The following is a 13034-nucleotide window of genomic DNA, read 5'->3' as shown; positions in this document are numbered from 1 at the left end:
GCGTCCGTCGGCCGGCGGATGCGCAGGTCCGCGGTGCGCACGCGGCACCACGCTACTGGCAAGAACATGGAGTTCGGCTGCACCGAGATCGTCATCCGCTCAGGAACGACAACTACGGGGAATCGCGGCGCCGGGTTCACCCTCCCCTGCGGAGAGCACCTGCACAGCATCGGAGGGCACCGGGAAGGCGTCGCCCGATTCGGGGTCCCGCAATGTCACCTCACCACCAACCACGCCGAACGTGCCGTACACCTGCTTGGGGTCCAATCGGTGCCCGTACAACGGAAGTTCGTCCAGGGAGCCGATCGGAGTGACGCAGACGGGTCGGGGATCGGCACCGTAGTAGTGATCCGGTACTCGGACCGATCGCCACTGCCCTACCGCGTCATCACCGGCCGCGTCGGCGCCGTCCCATACGGTCACCGCCCACGCCAACGTGAGCGCCATGGCCCTGGTCAGGGTGGCGATCGGGAGGAACAGGCGCAGCGTACGGTGGCGGAACAGGGACAGCCGCAAGTAGCCCCAGCAGGCGAGGAAGAAGAGCGTCAGCGCTACCGAGATCCCCGACACGTACACCGAGGCCAGGAACTGCCACACCTCCGCAACGTCCGTCTCCTCCGCGCGGACGTGGAACGCGGCACCGTAGAAGGTGAAGAGCACAGGGCTGAGCCCGCCAAGTGCCGGAACGACCACCGGTAGTAGAGCGACGAACACCGCCACCAGAAACGTCGCCAGTTCCACCATCTCGCCGTAGACCAGCGTGGCCTGCTCGGGCCAGGGAGTCTCGTCCAACAGCCATGGATGCTCGACGGTCAGGAGCCCCTCCTGTTCATGGCCTCGGCAGACCACCACACCATGACGACGAGGCGTCCGGACGGAACGGCCCGGCCGGTTCTCCCATCGCGCAGTCACGAGGCTCCGGCGGGCCGCGACGGCCACCGTCACATCGGACCTCAAGTCCAGGGCGCCTTGTCGAGGATGCGTCGTACGGCGGGCTGCAGTCCGTCCTGGCCAGGGTTGACGAGGATGCCGGGGATGCCGGCGGCCCGGGCCCCGGCGATGTCGGCCACCGGGTTGTCGCCGACCATCCATGTTCGGGGTGGCCGGCCAGAGCCGACGCGGTCGCGAAGATCCGGCGATGCGGCTTTTCCCAGCCGACCAGCGCGGAGTTGACGACGCCCGCGAAGTGCTCGTGCAGACCGAGGTCACGAAGGAGCGCGCCGAGTTCCGGGACGTGGTTGCTGACGATGATGTGCCGCCAACCGGCCTCGGCCAACTCCTCCAGCGCAGCGGTACTGTCCGCGAAGACCGTCCAGTAGCCGGGGGTCGTGCAGTGCTCGCGGACCAGCGGTGCGGCCAGGAATGCCAGGTCCTCGGCCACGCCCGACCGTACGTATGCGTTGACGAAGATCGGTTGCAGCGCGTGCCACCAGGCGTCAGGGCTGCTCAGGTCAGGATGCCCGGTGTCCGGCCGATGCCACGGGAAGCCGTCCCGCAGCCCGGGGGCCCCACCTCTGCGGCGGTCACTCCGTGCCCCGGAGCGACCGTCGTCAATGCGTCCACCAGACAGCCACGCCACATGCCGTCCCGGAACGCCAACGTAACGTCCCATCGAAGTCCCACAGCACAACGCCATTGGCCACGGCCGGGATCCTATGGGGCGCTTCTTCGGCCGCACCCGTGAGCTGCCCCGAGTATGGACACGCGTTGCGAACCGCGGTCGCTGTGCTGGATCAGGCCGGAGTCCTTCTTTGAGTCCTTCTTGATCCGGCGTCTCCGGTGCGGACGAGCTGTCTAGTCTTCGTCGCAGTTGGCGTCGTAGTTCCTCTCGTAAGAGTCCTTGTAGGCCTGCACGTATTTCGAGGTGCTCGACTTCGGGGCATAGGACTGGCGGTAGTTGCAGTCTGCGCCGTCGGTCTTCCCTGCCGACCGTCCATCCACCTGGCCCTGCTGGTAGGGGGTGCGGGTCTTCGTCGGCTTGGGGGTGGGTGCGGGGTGGGCCGACGCTTCGTGCACCACCGGGGTGGTTGCTGCCTGCGATACGACCGTCGGCGCAAGCGTCAGACCTGCAAACGCAGCGATGGTGCCCGCAAGCAGTGCGGTGGTTCGCCTGGCGCGCATGGCTGTCCTCTTTCTCAGAGACTGTGCTTGCATTGATGCATCGCCACTGCCGACACGCTGAGTCGGTTACGGACCGTGCGGCGTTGTCGGGGGCTCGGGGCATCGGGTGGATCAGAGCCGAAGCAATGTGGCGTTCAGCCCCCGCCTTCAGACGGCTGGATACAGCCGATGCTGTGGCACCCGTCCACGCTATCGAACAGGCGAAACTATGTCCATTTCTATGGCTATCGCCATCTTTTGTGCAACTACGTCCTGCCGGGCGGTGCAGTCACTCGCCGAACTGCTTCGTTGTCCGCAGGGGAAGCTGCCGGTCGCCCGGCCGGTTCGGCGGTGTGCCAGCCGGCGGCGACCGCCGGTTCTGCTGATGCCGCCGGCCGCTGCGCTCCTGGCGGAGAGGGAGGGGCCGTAAGTGAGTGGAAGCAGGGGAGGTGTGGTTGGCCGACAGGCCGACGCGGCTGTCCGCAACAGGACGATGAAGGGAACATCGCGTTGCGTGCGCCGCAAGAAGTGAGCCGGAGCCGCGGGGCGAGTCGATCCGGCCCGCGAGGTCGGCGGCCGCCTGGACAGGGTGCCGGCTGTGGCCGTGGACCGGACAGGCCCGCCTCGTCCCATGCCATCGGGTGCTCCGTCTGCCCCGCGCCTCCACTCATCTCCGTCGGGCTGTCAACTGCGCTGATCCCCAACGGCGTTGCGGCCTCGTCGGCGACACCAGAAGCGTGCGTCGGTGTGCGCGGGCGAACCCCGCAGCGGTCGCTCTCGTCTTCGGGACCCGACGGTCCAGCGGGTGGTCCTTGGGGTTTCGCGGAGCGGTGGGAGGGTTGGCCGGTTCCCTCTCCGGCCTCACCGGGCAGCGTCTCTCCCCTCGGTGGCCCGCGAGGCAGGCGTCGGCATCGCCACCGTCTTCCGGCACTTCCCCACGAAGGAGGCGTTGGTCGCAGCCGTCTTCTCCGACCGCAGGGACGCCTACGCCTACGCCGACGCGGTCGCCACCGCCCTCGACCACCCCGACCCCTGGCACGGTCTCACCGGCTGCATCGAGGCCGCCTGCGCGATGCAGGCCGCCGACAACGGCTTCGCCGACGTCCTGACCATGGCCTTCCCCACCGCCCAGGCCACCGCGGGCCGGCTGCGCGCGGACTTCGACCCCTCGGACCTGGTCCTGCTGCACATGGCCAACCTCGGGGTCGTCAACGCCTGCGGCGACGCTGCTCCCGACGCCTGGCGACGCGTCGTAGCCCTGATGATCCAGTCCTTCGAGGCCCCGGCCCGGGCCCCGCTTCCCGCTTCACCCGCGCACGACGACCTCTACAGGGCCATGCTCCGCGCTCTGCCGGCGGGCGACACCGTCGCACGGAAGCCCGACCCGAACAGCTGACCTTCCGGCCCCTCCGTCGACTGACGGAGGGCGTTGCCGTACGGAGACGGGCGCTCGGCGAGGACGCGTTCCTCTTTCCCGCCCACTTCCCCGCACCGCACTACGGCCGACTCGCCCTCGACGGCGACGAGGTCTGCTTCGTGCCGGGCGGCGCGGTCCGCACCGAGGTCGGCCGGCCGACGGACTGTCTCTTCCCCGGCCCGCGCGGGGTGGTCCAGCAGTTCTTGCGTCGAGTCACCACTCGGCGGAACTCGCGGGTTCGCGGCCCTCGTTCAAGAGCGGGTTCAGGCGATCGCAGGTAGCGCGTCCGTCGCACCGAAGCGTGCACATCCGTCCAGCGTCGCGAACCCGCGGCCCCGCTCGCCATCCGCTCACTTCCACCACCTGGCGCGGCTTTGAACTCTGCCGCCGGTCTCGGGGAAATCACCCGTAAATGAGGGATTCGCCAGTTGGAACGGTACTGCGGTACCACTCCGTCGGGTCAATTGCCTCCCGTAGTCCCACGGATGCGACAGCGGGGCTCTCTAGCCTAAGCGGGCCGGATCACAACGACGCGAAGAAGCCCGTTTACCGTCTGCCGCAGTCGATTCTTCCTTTTGGTGATGGAGTGAGTCGTTGACTCTGCGACCGCGGGCGGGAACCCGACGTCAGCGGGCCAGGCAGGAGACAGGCGTTCATGAGCGATGTTGGTGAGAGTTGGCCGAGCCTGTGGCCGCGGAGTCGATATCCGTCCGACCGATTTCGGTCCCGTGCCGCAGGGAACGCAAGAATTCTGTTCTACCGGACGTGGAAATCGAGGATCGCATGGTGCCATTCAGAAGTTCCTCCACGAAGTTAAGTGCGGCAGCATTCTCCGCACTGTTCCTGCTGTATGGAACACCTGCTGCCGTGGCCTCGCCGATTGACGCGGGCAACACAGGCATTCACGAGGTCGACGTCACCAACATGCCGGCCACCAAGGAAGGCCAGCCGACGGTCGCCGTCAACCCGGGAAACCCGAAGAACCTGGTCTTCGTCTCGACGATCTTCCCGCCGTCGCCGGGCCTGGAACCGGTCGACGGCGGGTGCTTCCTTGCCTACTCGAACGACAGGGGCGACACCTGGACCCAGGTCGCCTGGCCGCTCGGTACCGCGGCGCCCAAGTGCGGTGAGCCGAGCGTGCAGTTCGACGCGAAGGGCACCGTGTACGTGGACAACAACCAGGTCAGCTCCGGCCTGGCCGCGAACCTGGTGAACCACAACCAGGTCGCGAAGTCGACCGACGGCGGCAGGACCTGGACGGACCCGGTATCCACCCCGCTTCTCCTGGGCGGTGCCCCGAAGATGCGCGTGGACGCCGCGACCGGCAAGGTCTACGCGGTCGCCGGGGCCGCGTGGGAGTACCCGAGCGCGGTCTCCGTCAGCGCCGACGGAGGGAAGACCTTCAGCACCGACTCGCGGGTGATCCCGGGCCCGATGCCCTGCATCGAGGTGGCACCGGGCATCCCGCTCGTGTGCGGCTATCCCGGGCGTGAGATCGCCGTGTACGGCGGGATCCTTGTGTCCGCCTCCCAAGAGGCGGGGCAGTCGGTGAACTTCCACATCAGCCGTGACGACGGCAAGACGTGGACGAACACCACCGTCAAGGACGGCCAGGGAGCCCCTGTCGCGGCGGGCGCCGGTTCTCTGGTGCCGACTCCGGGCCTGGGCGCGGCCGCCGACCCCGTCCCGTGGGTCGCCGCCGACACCTCCCACCGCGGCCGGTTCGCGGTCATGGTCCCCCGGGACTCCAACACCCTGGACGTCTACGTCACCCCGGACGCCGGCAGGACCTGGAACGGCCCGGCGACGATCACCACCCCGAACGCCCAGCGTCCGGCGATCGACTTCGGCGCCAACGGCGACCTGGGTGTCATGTGGCGGACCACCACGGGGGACGCGTTCTCGGCCGTCTCCTTCGACCACGGACGCTCGTTCAGCGCCCCGGTGCAGGTCAACCACGTGACCGAGCCGGTCGGGGAGATGGGCCCTCCCGGTGACCGTTGGTCGGGCATCACCCTGACCGACAAGTACGCCTACGTGACCTGGGCCAACGGGCGGAACAACTCCTCCCTCGACTCGATCATCAGCCGGGTGCCGCTGAAGCTGTACAAGCGCCCGGCCTCGAAGGCGACCGACTGACAGCAGTCCTCCGCATGACACTGGTTCGCCGAGGCGCCTCGGCGAACCACTGTCATGCAACCAACACAAGTCAAGGGCGGGGAGTGACCAGTCCCGCGTCGTAGGCGACGATCACCGCCTGGATCCGGTCGCGGGCGCCCACCTTGGCCATGACCCGCCCGACGTGCTTCTTCACGGTGGACTCGGTCAGCACGAGACGGTCGGCGATCTCCGCGTTCGTCCACCCCATGCCGATCGCCACGAGCACCTCGTGCTCGCGTTCGGTGAGCGCGGCCAGCCGCGCGTCCGTGTGGCGCTGGGCGCCGGGTGCCAGGAAGTGGTGGGCGTGGGCGTCGAGCAGGCGGCGGGTCAACCGGGGGGACACGACGGCGTCGCCGGTCGCGACCGCCTGGATCCCGGCGAGGAGTTCCGCCGGCCGGACGTCCTTGAGCAGGAAGCCACTGGCCCCGGCACGCAGGCCGGCGTAGGCATACTCGTCGAGATCGAAGGTGGTCAGGATGATCACGCGGGTGCGAGCGCCGGCCGCCACGATCCGGCGGGTCGCCTCGATGCCGTCGATACCGGGCATCCGCACATCCATCAGGACCACGTCGGGGCGCAGGTCGGCCGCCATACGGACGGCCTGCGCGCCGTTGTCGGCCTCACCGACGACGCTCATGCCGGGGGTGCCGTCGAGCAGCATCCTGAAGCCCATGCGGGGCAGCGGCTGGTCGTCGGCGAGCAACACGGTGGTCATGGCGCGGACTCTCCTGAGGTGGCCGAGGCGGACGGATCCAGCAGGACTTCCACGATCCAGCCCTGGCCGTCGGCGCGTGGTCCGATGGTTGCGGTGCCGTCATAGAGCGTGGCCCGTTGGCGGATGCCGACCAGGCCGTGTCCGGTGTCCCCGCGGGGAGCCGTGGCCCGTTTCCGCGCCGGCGAACCGGTGTCGGTGACCCGGACGCGCAGCCGACCGTGCTCGACCGTGACCGTGACCTCGGCCGTGGCACCAAGGCCGACGTGTTTGAGGGTGTTGGTCAGGGCTTCCTGCACCACACGGAACACCGTGAGCTGCACGCCGCGGCCCAGTTCGTCGACCGGGCCGACGGTGCGGTAGGCAACCGGCAGGCCGGCCGCGCGCACCCGGTCGAGCAGGGTTTCCAGGTCCCGGACACCCGGCTGCGGGGACCGGGACGTGCCGTCGTCCTCCGGTTCCTGGGGCTCGCGCAGCACCCCCAGCACGCGACGCAGTTCGTCCATCGCCTGCCGGCCGGTGTCGCCGATCAGATGGAGTGCCTGCTCGGTCCGTGCGGGGTCGCGGGTGGTGAGCACGGCGGCGCCGTCGGCGAGGTTCACCATGACCGACAGGTTGTGGCCGACGATGTCGTGCATCTCGCGGGCGATCCGGGAACGTTCTGCCGCCGCCGTCAGCCGGACGCGCTGGTCGCGCTCGACCTCCAGCCGTGCCGCGCGGTCCCGCAGCGCGGACAGGTACAACCGGCTGATCCGGAAGGTCAGGCCCAGGGCGACGGCCCCGATGCCGGTGCCGACGGACAGGATCAGAAAGGCCACCGGATTGGCCGCCGGGATCACGGTGACCACGATCAGCACCCACCCGGCCACGGTCACCGGCAGTGCCCAGCAGATCGCCCTGGGTGAAGCGTGCAGGGCGAGGTCGAACAGGGCGATCAGCAGCACGGCGGCGGCCGCGGGCCCCAGGCCCAGCGACCACATGACCGGGCACACCACGAGGCAGACCCCGAAGACCGCGGCGGGATTGCGGCGCCGCCACCACAGCGGCGTCACCAGCACGGCCGCGATGCCCAGCACCACACCGACGGGCAGGTCGGCCCCCACCGGGCGCGACACCGTATGCCCCGGGCTGTGCACCAGCAGATCCGGCGGCGCGGCGGCGGCGACCAGGACCACCACGGTGGTGTCGAGGAACCAGGGACGCCGTCGGTCCGCCGCCCGCAGACGGCCCAGTACCTGCAACAGGGTCCGCATGACGGGGTGTGCCCAGACGGCGTCCGCCCCGGGCGAGGCTGCAGCCGACCCTGCCCGGGCCTCCCGCACCCTCGTTCTGTCGTCCATCGGCTCCATCCTCGCGGACGGGACCTCAGACGTCACTGCGGCGCAGCCGGTAGGCGGCACCGGCCAGCAGCAGTACGGCCCACACCAGCAGCGCCGTCACCCCCGCTCCCGGGCTGACCAGGGAGTCGCTGGACTCGTGCAGGGTCATCACCGACTGGCCGGCGTTACTGGGCAGGTAGCGGCTGACGGTGTCTCCCAGAGAGCTGGGCAGCAGCCCGGTCAGGCCGGGCAGGACGAGCACGACACCGGCCAGGATCGCGATGCCCCCGGCGTTGTTGCGCACGAGCAGGCCGACCGTCACGCCGTACACACCGACCAGACCCAGATACAGGCCCGCGCCCATCAGGCACCGGAAGACCCCGGCATCCCCGAGGGACAGGGCGATCTTCTCACCGTGCAGGGCGGCGCTCCCCAGCAGGAACGAGACCAGGGCGCCCGCGGTGGATGTGACGAAGGCGATCGGGCCGTACACCGCGCACTTCGCCCACAGCACAGGCAGCCGGCCCGGCACCGCGGCGAACGTCGAGCGGACCATCCCCGTGCTGTATTCACCGGCCGACAGCAAGACACCCAACGCACCGACGGCCAGGGCCGCGAGGTTGGTGCCGGCCAGGGCCAGGGTCAGCGCCGCACCGGATGCCGCGTCCTTCCCGCCCAAAGGACCGCTCGGGCTGTAGAGGGCGGCGGCGATCGCACCGATCGCCACCAGGAACAGCACGGCCACACCCAGCGTGATCCAACTGGAGCGCAGCGACCAGAACTTGGACCATTCGGAACGGATCACTCGGCGGCCCTTCACACGGTACTTCGGGCGCACCGGCGTGGTGGCGGTGATGGTGTCCGCGCTCATCAGGCGGCCTTCCCGGCGTCGCTGCTGTGGTACTCGACGGCGTCGTGGGTCAGATGCATGAACGCCTCCTCCAGGGACACCGACTCGGTGACCAGTTCGTACAACGGCACCTGATGCTCGGCGGCGACCTGCCCGATCCGCCGCGTGTCCAGGCCGGAGACGACCAGCCGCTCGGCGCCCGTCGAGGTGACGGTGACGCCGGGTGCGGCCAGCAGCGACCGCAGCCGCGCAGGCTCGCCGGTGGCCACCCGCACCCCCTTGTCCTCGCCCTGCTCGACCAGCGCGTCGACGGTCGTCTCGGCCAGCAGCTTCCCCCGACCGACGACCACCAGGCGGTCGGCGGTCTGCGCCATCTCGCTCATCAGATGCGAGGACAGCATCACCGTGCGGCCCTCGGCGGCCAGCCCGCGCAGCAACTCCCGTACCCACCTCACGCCTTCGGGGTCGAGCCCGTTGACCGGCTCGTCGAGCATGACGACTGCGGGATCACCGAGGAGCGCGGCCGCGATGCCCAGCCGCTGGCCCATCCCCAGCGAGAACGCCCCGACCCGCTTGTGCGCCACCTCGTGCAGACCGGCGAGGTCGATGACCTCCTCCACCCGTCGACGTGGCACGCCATGGGTGTACGCCAGTGCCATGAGGTGGTTGAACGCGGAGCGGCCCGGATGTACGGCCTTCGCCTCCAGCAGTACCCCCAACTCCTGCAGGGGGGCGCGATGCTGGGCGTAGGGCTTGCCGTTGACCAGGGCCGTACCGCTGGTGGGCGCGTCCAGACCCACGATCATCCGCATGGTGGTGGACTTGCCCGCCCCGTTGGGTCCCAGGAACCCGGTGACCTGTCCGGGCGGGGCGGTGAAACTCAAGCGGTCCACCGCCGTCTTGTCCCCGTAGCGCTTGGTCAGCTCACGAACTTCGATCACAGTGCCACTCCCCGCTTCTGTCCGGCCCGGCATCCGGCCGGGTCACTGCTTTCGAGGCTAGGAGCGGCTACGGCGCGACCCGTGGACCTGGAGGTCATAATCACCGTCGGCCACTGGTACCGCGGTACACCGGCGAAGTGGTCGTCATGGACGACCCGGCCGGACGCCCGGAACGTCGTCCAGGGCTCAGCCGTGCAGTGCACGGCATGCCGCGATCGCCCCTGGGAGCAGAGGGATGGCGCCTGTGCCGATGAGGCTGCGGACGGCACCGCACCTCTTCCCGACGCTGCTGCTCACCGTTCTGCGGATGACGCAGACCATCGGCTTCTTCGGCTACTCCAGCTGGGCACCCACCCTGCCGGCCAAGGAGGGCTTCAGCGTCGAGAAGTCCGTCTTCTACGTGGCCCTGACCACCGTCGGCGCACCACTCGGCTGCTATCGGCCTGCGTCTACTCTCCCGAGCTCTTCGACACCCGCAGCCGCTCGCTGGGCACGAGCGTCTCCTACGGCCTCGGCCGACTGTCGAACGCCGCCGGTCCACTGATCGTCGCCGCGCTCCACAACGGCCACGGCTGCCAGAGCGTCTTCTCCTTCATCGCCGACACCTGGCTGCTCGGCGCGATCGCCCTGGCCGCCTTCGGCACCCGGACACGCTCAGCGCGCCTCGCGGAGGCGGCACGGCAACGGGCGGGCGTCCCCTCCTGACCAGGACCGACCCATTCGACGAGCTACCGCAACGGCACCCTTCCGGCCAGCGCTCGCTTCCCGTGCTCGACGGCTCGCCGATCCCCCGGAGAGGCTCTCCACGCCTCCGACTCGACGGCGTGCCCATAGCGTGCCCTCAAGACCGGTAGACCACGGTCAATAGCGGTGCGATCCCATGCCTCTGTACGCCACACCAGAGTACATACGCCCAGGTCAGAAGCTATCCAGCTCGCCAAGCGCCGTCGCTTCCCAAGGATGAGTTCACTGCGGTAACGAGCCTGTGTGGATTATCGGGTCCTGAAGCGGCGGTAGAGGTTTCGGGCTACGCAGACCCCCGTGCGGCCGAAGCCGATGATGTCGACGCGGCTGTCGCCGGTGGTGTGCAGTGGGCAGCGACACGTTCTTCACGGCCGCGCGGAAGTGGCTGCCGGACGACGGCGAGGACGACGTACTCGGCACGTCTCACCCGACTCCATCCTCCTGCGACTCCATCCTCCTGCGCCTGGCCGGATCTGTCCTCGGGAGCTTCCCGGGACGCGGGGACCCCGGCGTCGGCCTGCCGCACCGGCAGGCGATCCCGCAATTGCCGGAGCTTCTCGAGGTGCCGCCCCAGGTGACCACAACGCCCAGGAGCCGAGATGCGGGGGTGCTCAGCCGCAGTGAGGATTGAAGACGTGAGGGCGATGGCGCCTCATGTCCAAGCGCTTGGCGACTCTCGCACCGATCCGCGACAGGAGAGCTTCGCGATGACCGCGACAGGCGCAACCCCGTCGGCTCACCCCGAGCACCCGGGCAGGACGGATGGGGTCTCCAACGAGTTCACCGTTTTCACCAAGATCAAGCCGGGCGAGGCCGATGCACTGCGCACGGATCTCACCTGGCTCGCCGACGCGGCGAATGACGAGAACGTCCATGCGGCGCTGCGCCAGATCGGCACGCTGCATGACGCACGGCACGTCATTTTCGACAACGACACCAGGTTCATGTTCGCCAGCGTCTTCGACGGCTCCTGGGACACCTATATCGACGACTTCGCCAAGACGGTGGTCGGGGAACGCTTCGACAAGGTCTTCTCGCACAGCGAAGGGTTCCCCGGCATCAAGGATCCGGGGGTCAAGGACTGGTTCCTCGCCCACCAGGAGCCCGCGGGGGTCTTCGTCAGCGCCTACCCCGACCTGACCGTTCAACAGATCTACAAGGACCACCGCGTGGACGACGCGTTCCAGGAGGTGCTGGACACCCCCCAGTTCCGGGCGGCACTGGACAACCCCGCGAATGCCGAGCTGCTGGCCACACCGGCCTTCCAGAAGCTGCTGGAGGAAGCCTCGGCCTAGAACCCGGACACAGCCACCCCCCCGGACCCCCACCCACCATCGGTGGACCGCGTCGACAGGCGCGCACCAGCCGCTGCCGGGCTGTCCGGGCAGAGACCGACGCGGAGGCACAAGCGACCATGAACACAGCGGACGGCGACAGCGACAGCGCGGCCGGCATGAGCGTCGAGATCGACGACGTCCAGAGCGGGGCCCTGCGGCCGAGGCCCGTTCCGTACGAGGGAAAGTTCGTCTTCCTGCACGTCGAGGACCGCCACGCCGGGCGCGCCCTGCTGCGGCGGCTGCTACCGGTGACCTCGGGTGGTCTGCCAGGAGCAGACCGGAGCGAGGATGCCTGGGTCGCCGTGGCCTTCACCTATCAGGGGCTGAGCGCCCTGGGGGTGCCGCAGGAGTCGCTGGACAGCTTTCCGCAGGCGTTTCGTGAGGGTATGGCCGCCCGGGCGGAGCGGATCGGCGACGTGGGCGAGAGTTCGCCGGTCCACTGGGAGGCACCGTTCGGAACCGGTGACGTCCACATCGCCTTGAGCGCCCTCTCCTCCGACACGGGACAGCTCGACAAGGAGCTGGAGCGGGCCCGCGTCGCCTACGAGGACACCCCCGGTGTCCGGGTGATCTGGCAGCAGGACGTCCACCAGCTGCCGACCGGACGCACCACCTTCGGGTTCCGGGACGGCATCAGCCATCCGAACATCGAGGGTGTGGGGCTGCCCGGCTCCAACCCGCAGGAAGCCCCGATCAAGGCAGGCGAGTTCATCCTCGGCTACCCCGACGAAACCGGCAACCTTCCCCCCATGCCCCAACCCGACGTGCTGGGGCGCAACGGCACCTACGCCGCCGTTCGCAAGATCCACACGAACGTGGCGGCCTGGCGCCGGTATCTGCGCGCGAACACCGCCGGCGCCGAGGAGGAGGCGCTCCTGGCGGCGAAGATGGTCGGGCGCTGGCCCAGCGGCGCGCCGCTGGCGCTGGCGCCGGAGCACGACGATCCGGAGCTGGCGGCCGATCCGCACCGCGTCAACAACTTCCTCTACCGGGAGAACGACGACCGCGGCTACCGGTGCCCCGCCGGTGCGCACATCCGGCGCACCAACCCCCGTGATTCCACCATCATCGGCGACGCGCGGATGCACCGCCTCATCCGCCGCGGCACCACCTACGGCCCGCCGCTGCCCGAGGGCGTGCTGGAGGACGACGGCGCCGACCGCGGACTGGTCGGAGTCTTCCTCGGCGCCCATCTGGAACGGCAGTTCGAGTTCATCAAGGCCGAATGGGTCAACGACGGCAACTTCATCGGCTACCCCGGCGAACAGGACCCGGTCGCCGGGCACCACGGCGGCACCGGCAGCCTCACCATCCCGGAGAAACCGGTCCGGCGCCGGCTCCAGAACCTGCCCGGCTTCGTGGTCACCCGCGGTGGCGAGTACTGCTTCGTTCCGGGGCTGCGCGCATTGCGCTGGCTCGCCGAACTGGAGGACTGAGGGCACAGCCGCAAGCCC

11 protein-coding genes and 3 pseudogenes are annotated in these 13034 nt (G+C 69.3%); 5 read left to right on the top strand and 9 right to left on the bottom strand.

The window, feature by feature from the left end; all coding sequences use genetic code 11:
• Positions 1 to 99 precede the first annotated feature (99 nt).
• From ACFZB3_RS27760 to ACFZB3_RS27745, 4 genes and pseudogenes are all read right to left on the bottom strand, one after another.
• Positions 100 to 792, bottom strand: a complete 693-nt coding sequence (locus ACFZB3_RS27760; RefSeq protein WP_391379686.1) for a hypothetical protein — start codon at positions 790 to 792, stop codon at positions 100 to 102.
• A gap of 161 nt (positions 793 to 953) precedes the next feature.
• Complete coding sequence (locus ACFZB3_RS27755; protein WP_391379825.1) at positions 954 to 1154, bottom strand: HAD hydrolase-like protein; 201 nt, start codon at positions 1152 to 1154, stop codon at positions 954 to 956.
• A pseudogene (locus tag ACFZB3_RS27750) lies at positions 1130 to 1612 on the bottom strand (hypothetical protein); the annotation flags it as partial. The gene ACFZB3_RS27755 and the pseudogene ACFZB3_RS27750, both read right to left, overlap by 25 nt.
• Before the next feature lie 182 nt (positions 1613 to 1794).
• On the bottom strand, positions 1795 to 2121 hold the full coding sequence (locus tag ACFZB3_RS27745; RefSeq protein ID WP_391379684.1) for a hypothetical protein: 327 nt from the start codon (positions 2119 to 2121) through the stop codon (positions 1795 to 1797).
• Between the two features lie 724 nt (positions 2122 to 2845).
• On the opposite strand from ACFZB3_RS27745, the gene ACFZB3_RS27740 reads away from it, so the two are divergent.
• Positions 2846 to 3496: a TetR family transcriptional regulator gene (locus ACFZB3_RS27740; RefSeq protein ID WP_391379682.1), complete on the top strand. Its 651-nt coding sequence runs from the start codon at positions 2846 to 2848 to the stop codon at positions 3494 to 3496.
• An 888-nt stretch (positions 3497 to 4384) separates the two neighbouring features.
• Positions 4385 to 5656, top strand: a complete 1272-nt coding sequence (locus ACFZB3_RS27735; protein WP_391379680.1) for a sialidase family protein — start codon at positions 4385 to 4387, stop codon at positions 5654 to 5656.
• A gap of 70 nt (positions 5657 to 5726) precedes the next feature.
• Here ACFZB3_RS27735 and ACFZB3_RS27730 read toward each other — a convergent pair whose 3' ends face one another.
• Genes ACFZB3_RS27730 through ACFZB3_RS27715 form a run of 4 tightly spaced genes read right to left on the bottom strand, consistent with a single transcriptional unit; the run spans position 5727 to position 9499 of the window.
• Positions 5727 to 6392: a response regulator gene (locus ACFZB3_RS27730; RefSeq protein ID WP_391379678.1), complete on the bottom strand. Its 666-nt coding sequence runs from the start codon at positions 6390 to 6392 to the stop codon at positions 5727 to 5729.
• Entirely contained in the window at positions 6389 to 7729 is a 1341-nt protein-coding gene (locus ACFZB3_RS27725) for a histidine kinase (protein WP_391379676.1), read from the bottom strand. The genes ACFZB3_RS27730 and ACFZB3_RS27725 overlap by 4 nt, the downstream gene beginning before the upstream one ends.
• Before the next feature lie 25 nt (positions 7730 to 7754).
• Positions 7755 to 8579 carry an ABC transporter permease gene (locus ACFZB3_RS27720; RefSeq protein ID WP_391379673.1) on the bottom strand — a complete coding sequence of 275 codons (825 nt, stop codon included), beginning with the start codon at positions 8577 to 8579 and terminating at the stop codon, positions 7755 to 7757.
• A complete protein-coding gene (locus ACFZB3_RS27715) occupies positions 8579 to 9499 on the bottom strand; it encodes an ATP-binding cassette domain-containing protein (RefSeq protein WP_391379671.1) in 921 nt (306 codons plus the stop codon). The genes ACFZB3_RS27720 and ACFZB3_RS27715 overlap by 1 nt, the downstream gene beginning before the upstream one ends.
• Before the next feature lie 238 nt (positions 9500 to 9737).
• Between ACFZB3_RS27715 and ACFZB3_RS27710 the strand changes: the two are divergent.
• Positions 9738 to 10204, top strand: a pseudogene (locus ACFZB3_RS27710) (MFS transporter); the annotation flags it as partial.
• Positions 10205 to 10491: 287 nt separating this feature from the next.
• Here ACFZB3_RS27710 and ACFZB3_RS27705 read toward each other — a convergent pair.
• A pseudogene (locus ACFZB3_RS27705) lies at positions 10492 to 10581 on the bottom strand (VCBS repeat-containing protein); the annotation flags it as partial.
• 369 nt (positions 10582 to 10950) lie between these two features.
• Between ACFZB3_RS27705 and ACFZB3_RS27700 the strand changes: the two are divergent.
• Both ACFZB3_RS27700 and ACFZB3_RS27695 read left to right on the top strand, forming a co-directional pair.
• Positions 10951 to 11538, top strand: a complete 588-nt coding sequence (locus ACFZB3_RS27700) for a hypothetical protein (protein ID WP_391379669.1) — start codon at positions 10951 to 10953, stop codon at positions 11536 to 11538.
• A gap of 119 nt (positions 11539 to 11657) precedes the next feature.
• Positions 11658 to 13016 carry a Dyp-type peroxidase gene (locus tag ACFZB3_RS27695; protein WP_391379666.1) on the top strand — a complete coding sequence of 453 codons (1359 nt, stop codon included), beginning with the start codon at positions 11658 to 11660 and terminating at the stop codon, positions 13014 to 13016.
• Positions 13017 to 13034 lie beyond the last annotated feature (18 nt).

The organism is Streptomyces sp. NPDC008092 (assembly GCF_042957285.1).
In the GTDB taxonomy this organism is placed as follows: Bacteria; Actinomycetota; Actinomycetes; order Streptomycetales; family Streptomycetaceae; genus Streptomyces.
Note: the sequence above shows the minus strand (reverse complement) of the source record. Positions and strands in the feature narration are given on the sequence as shown.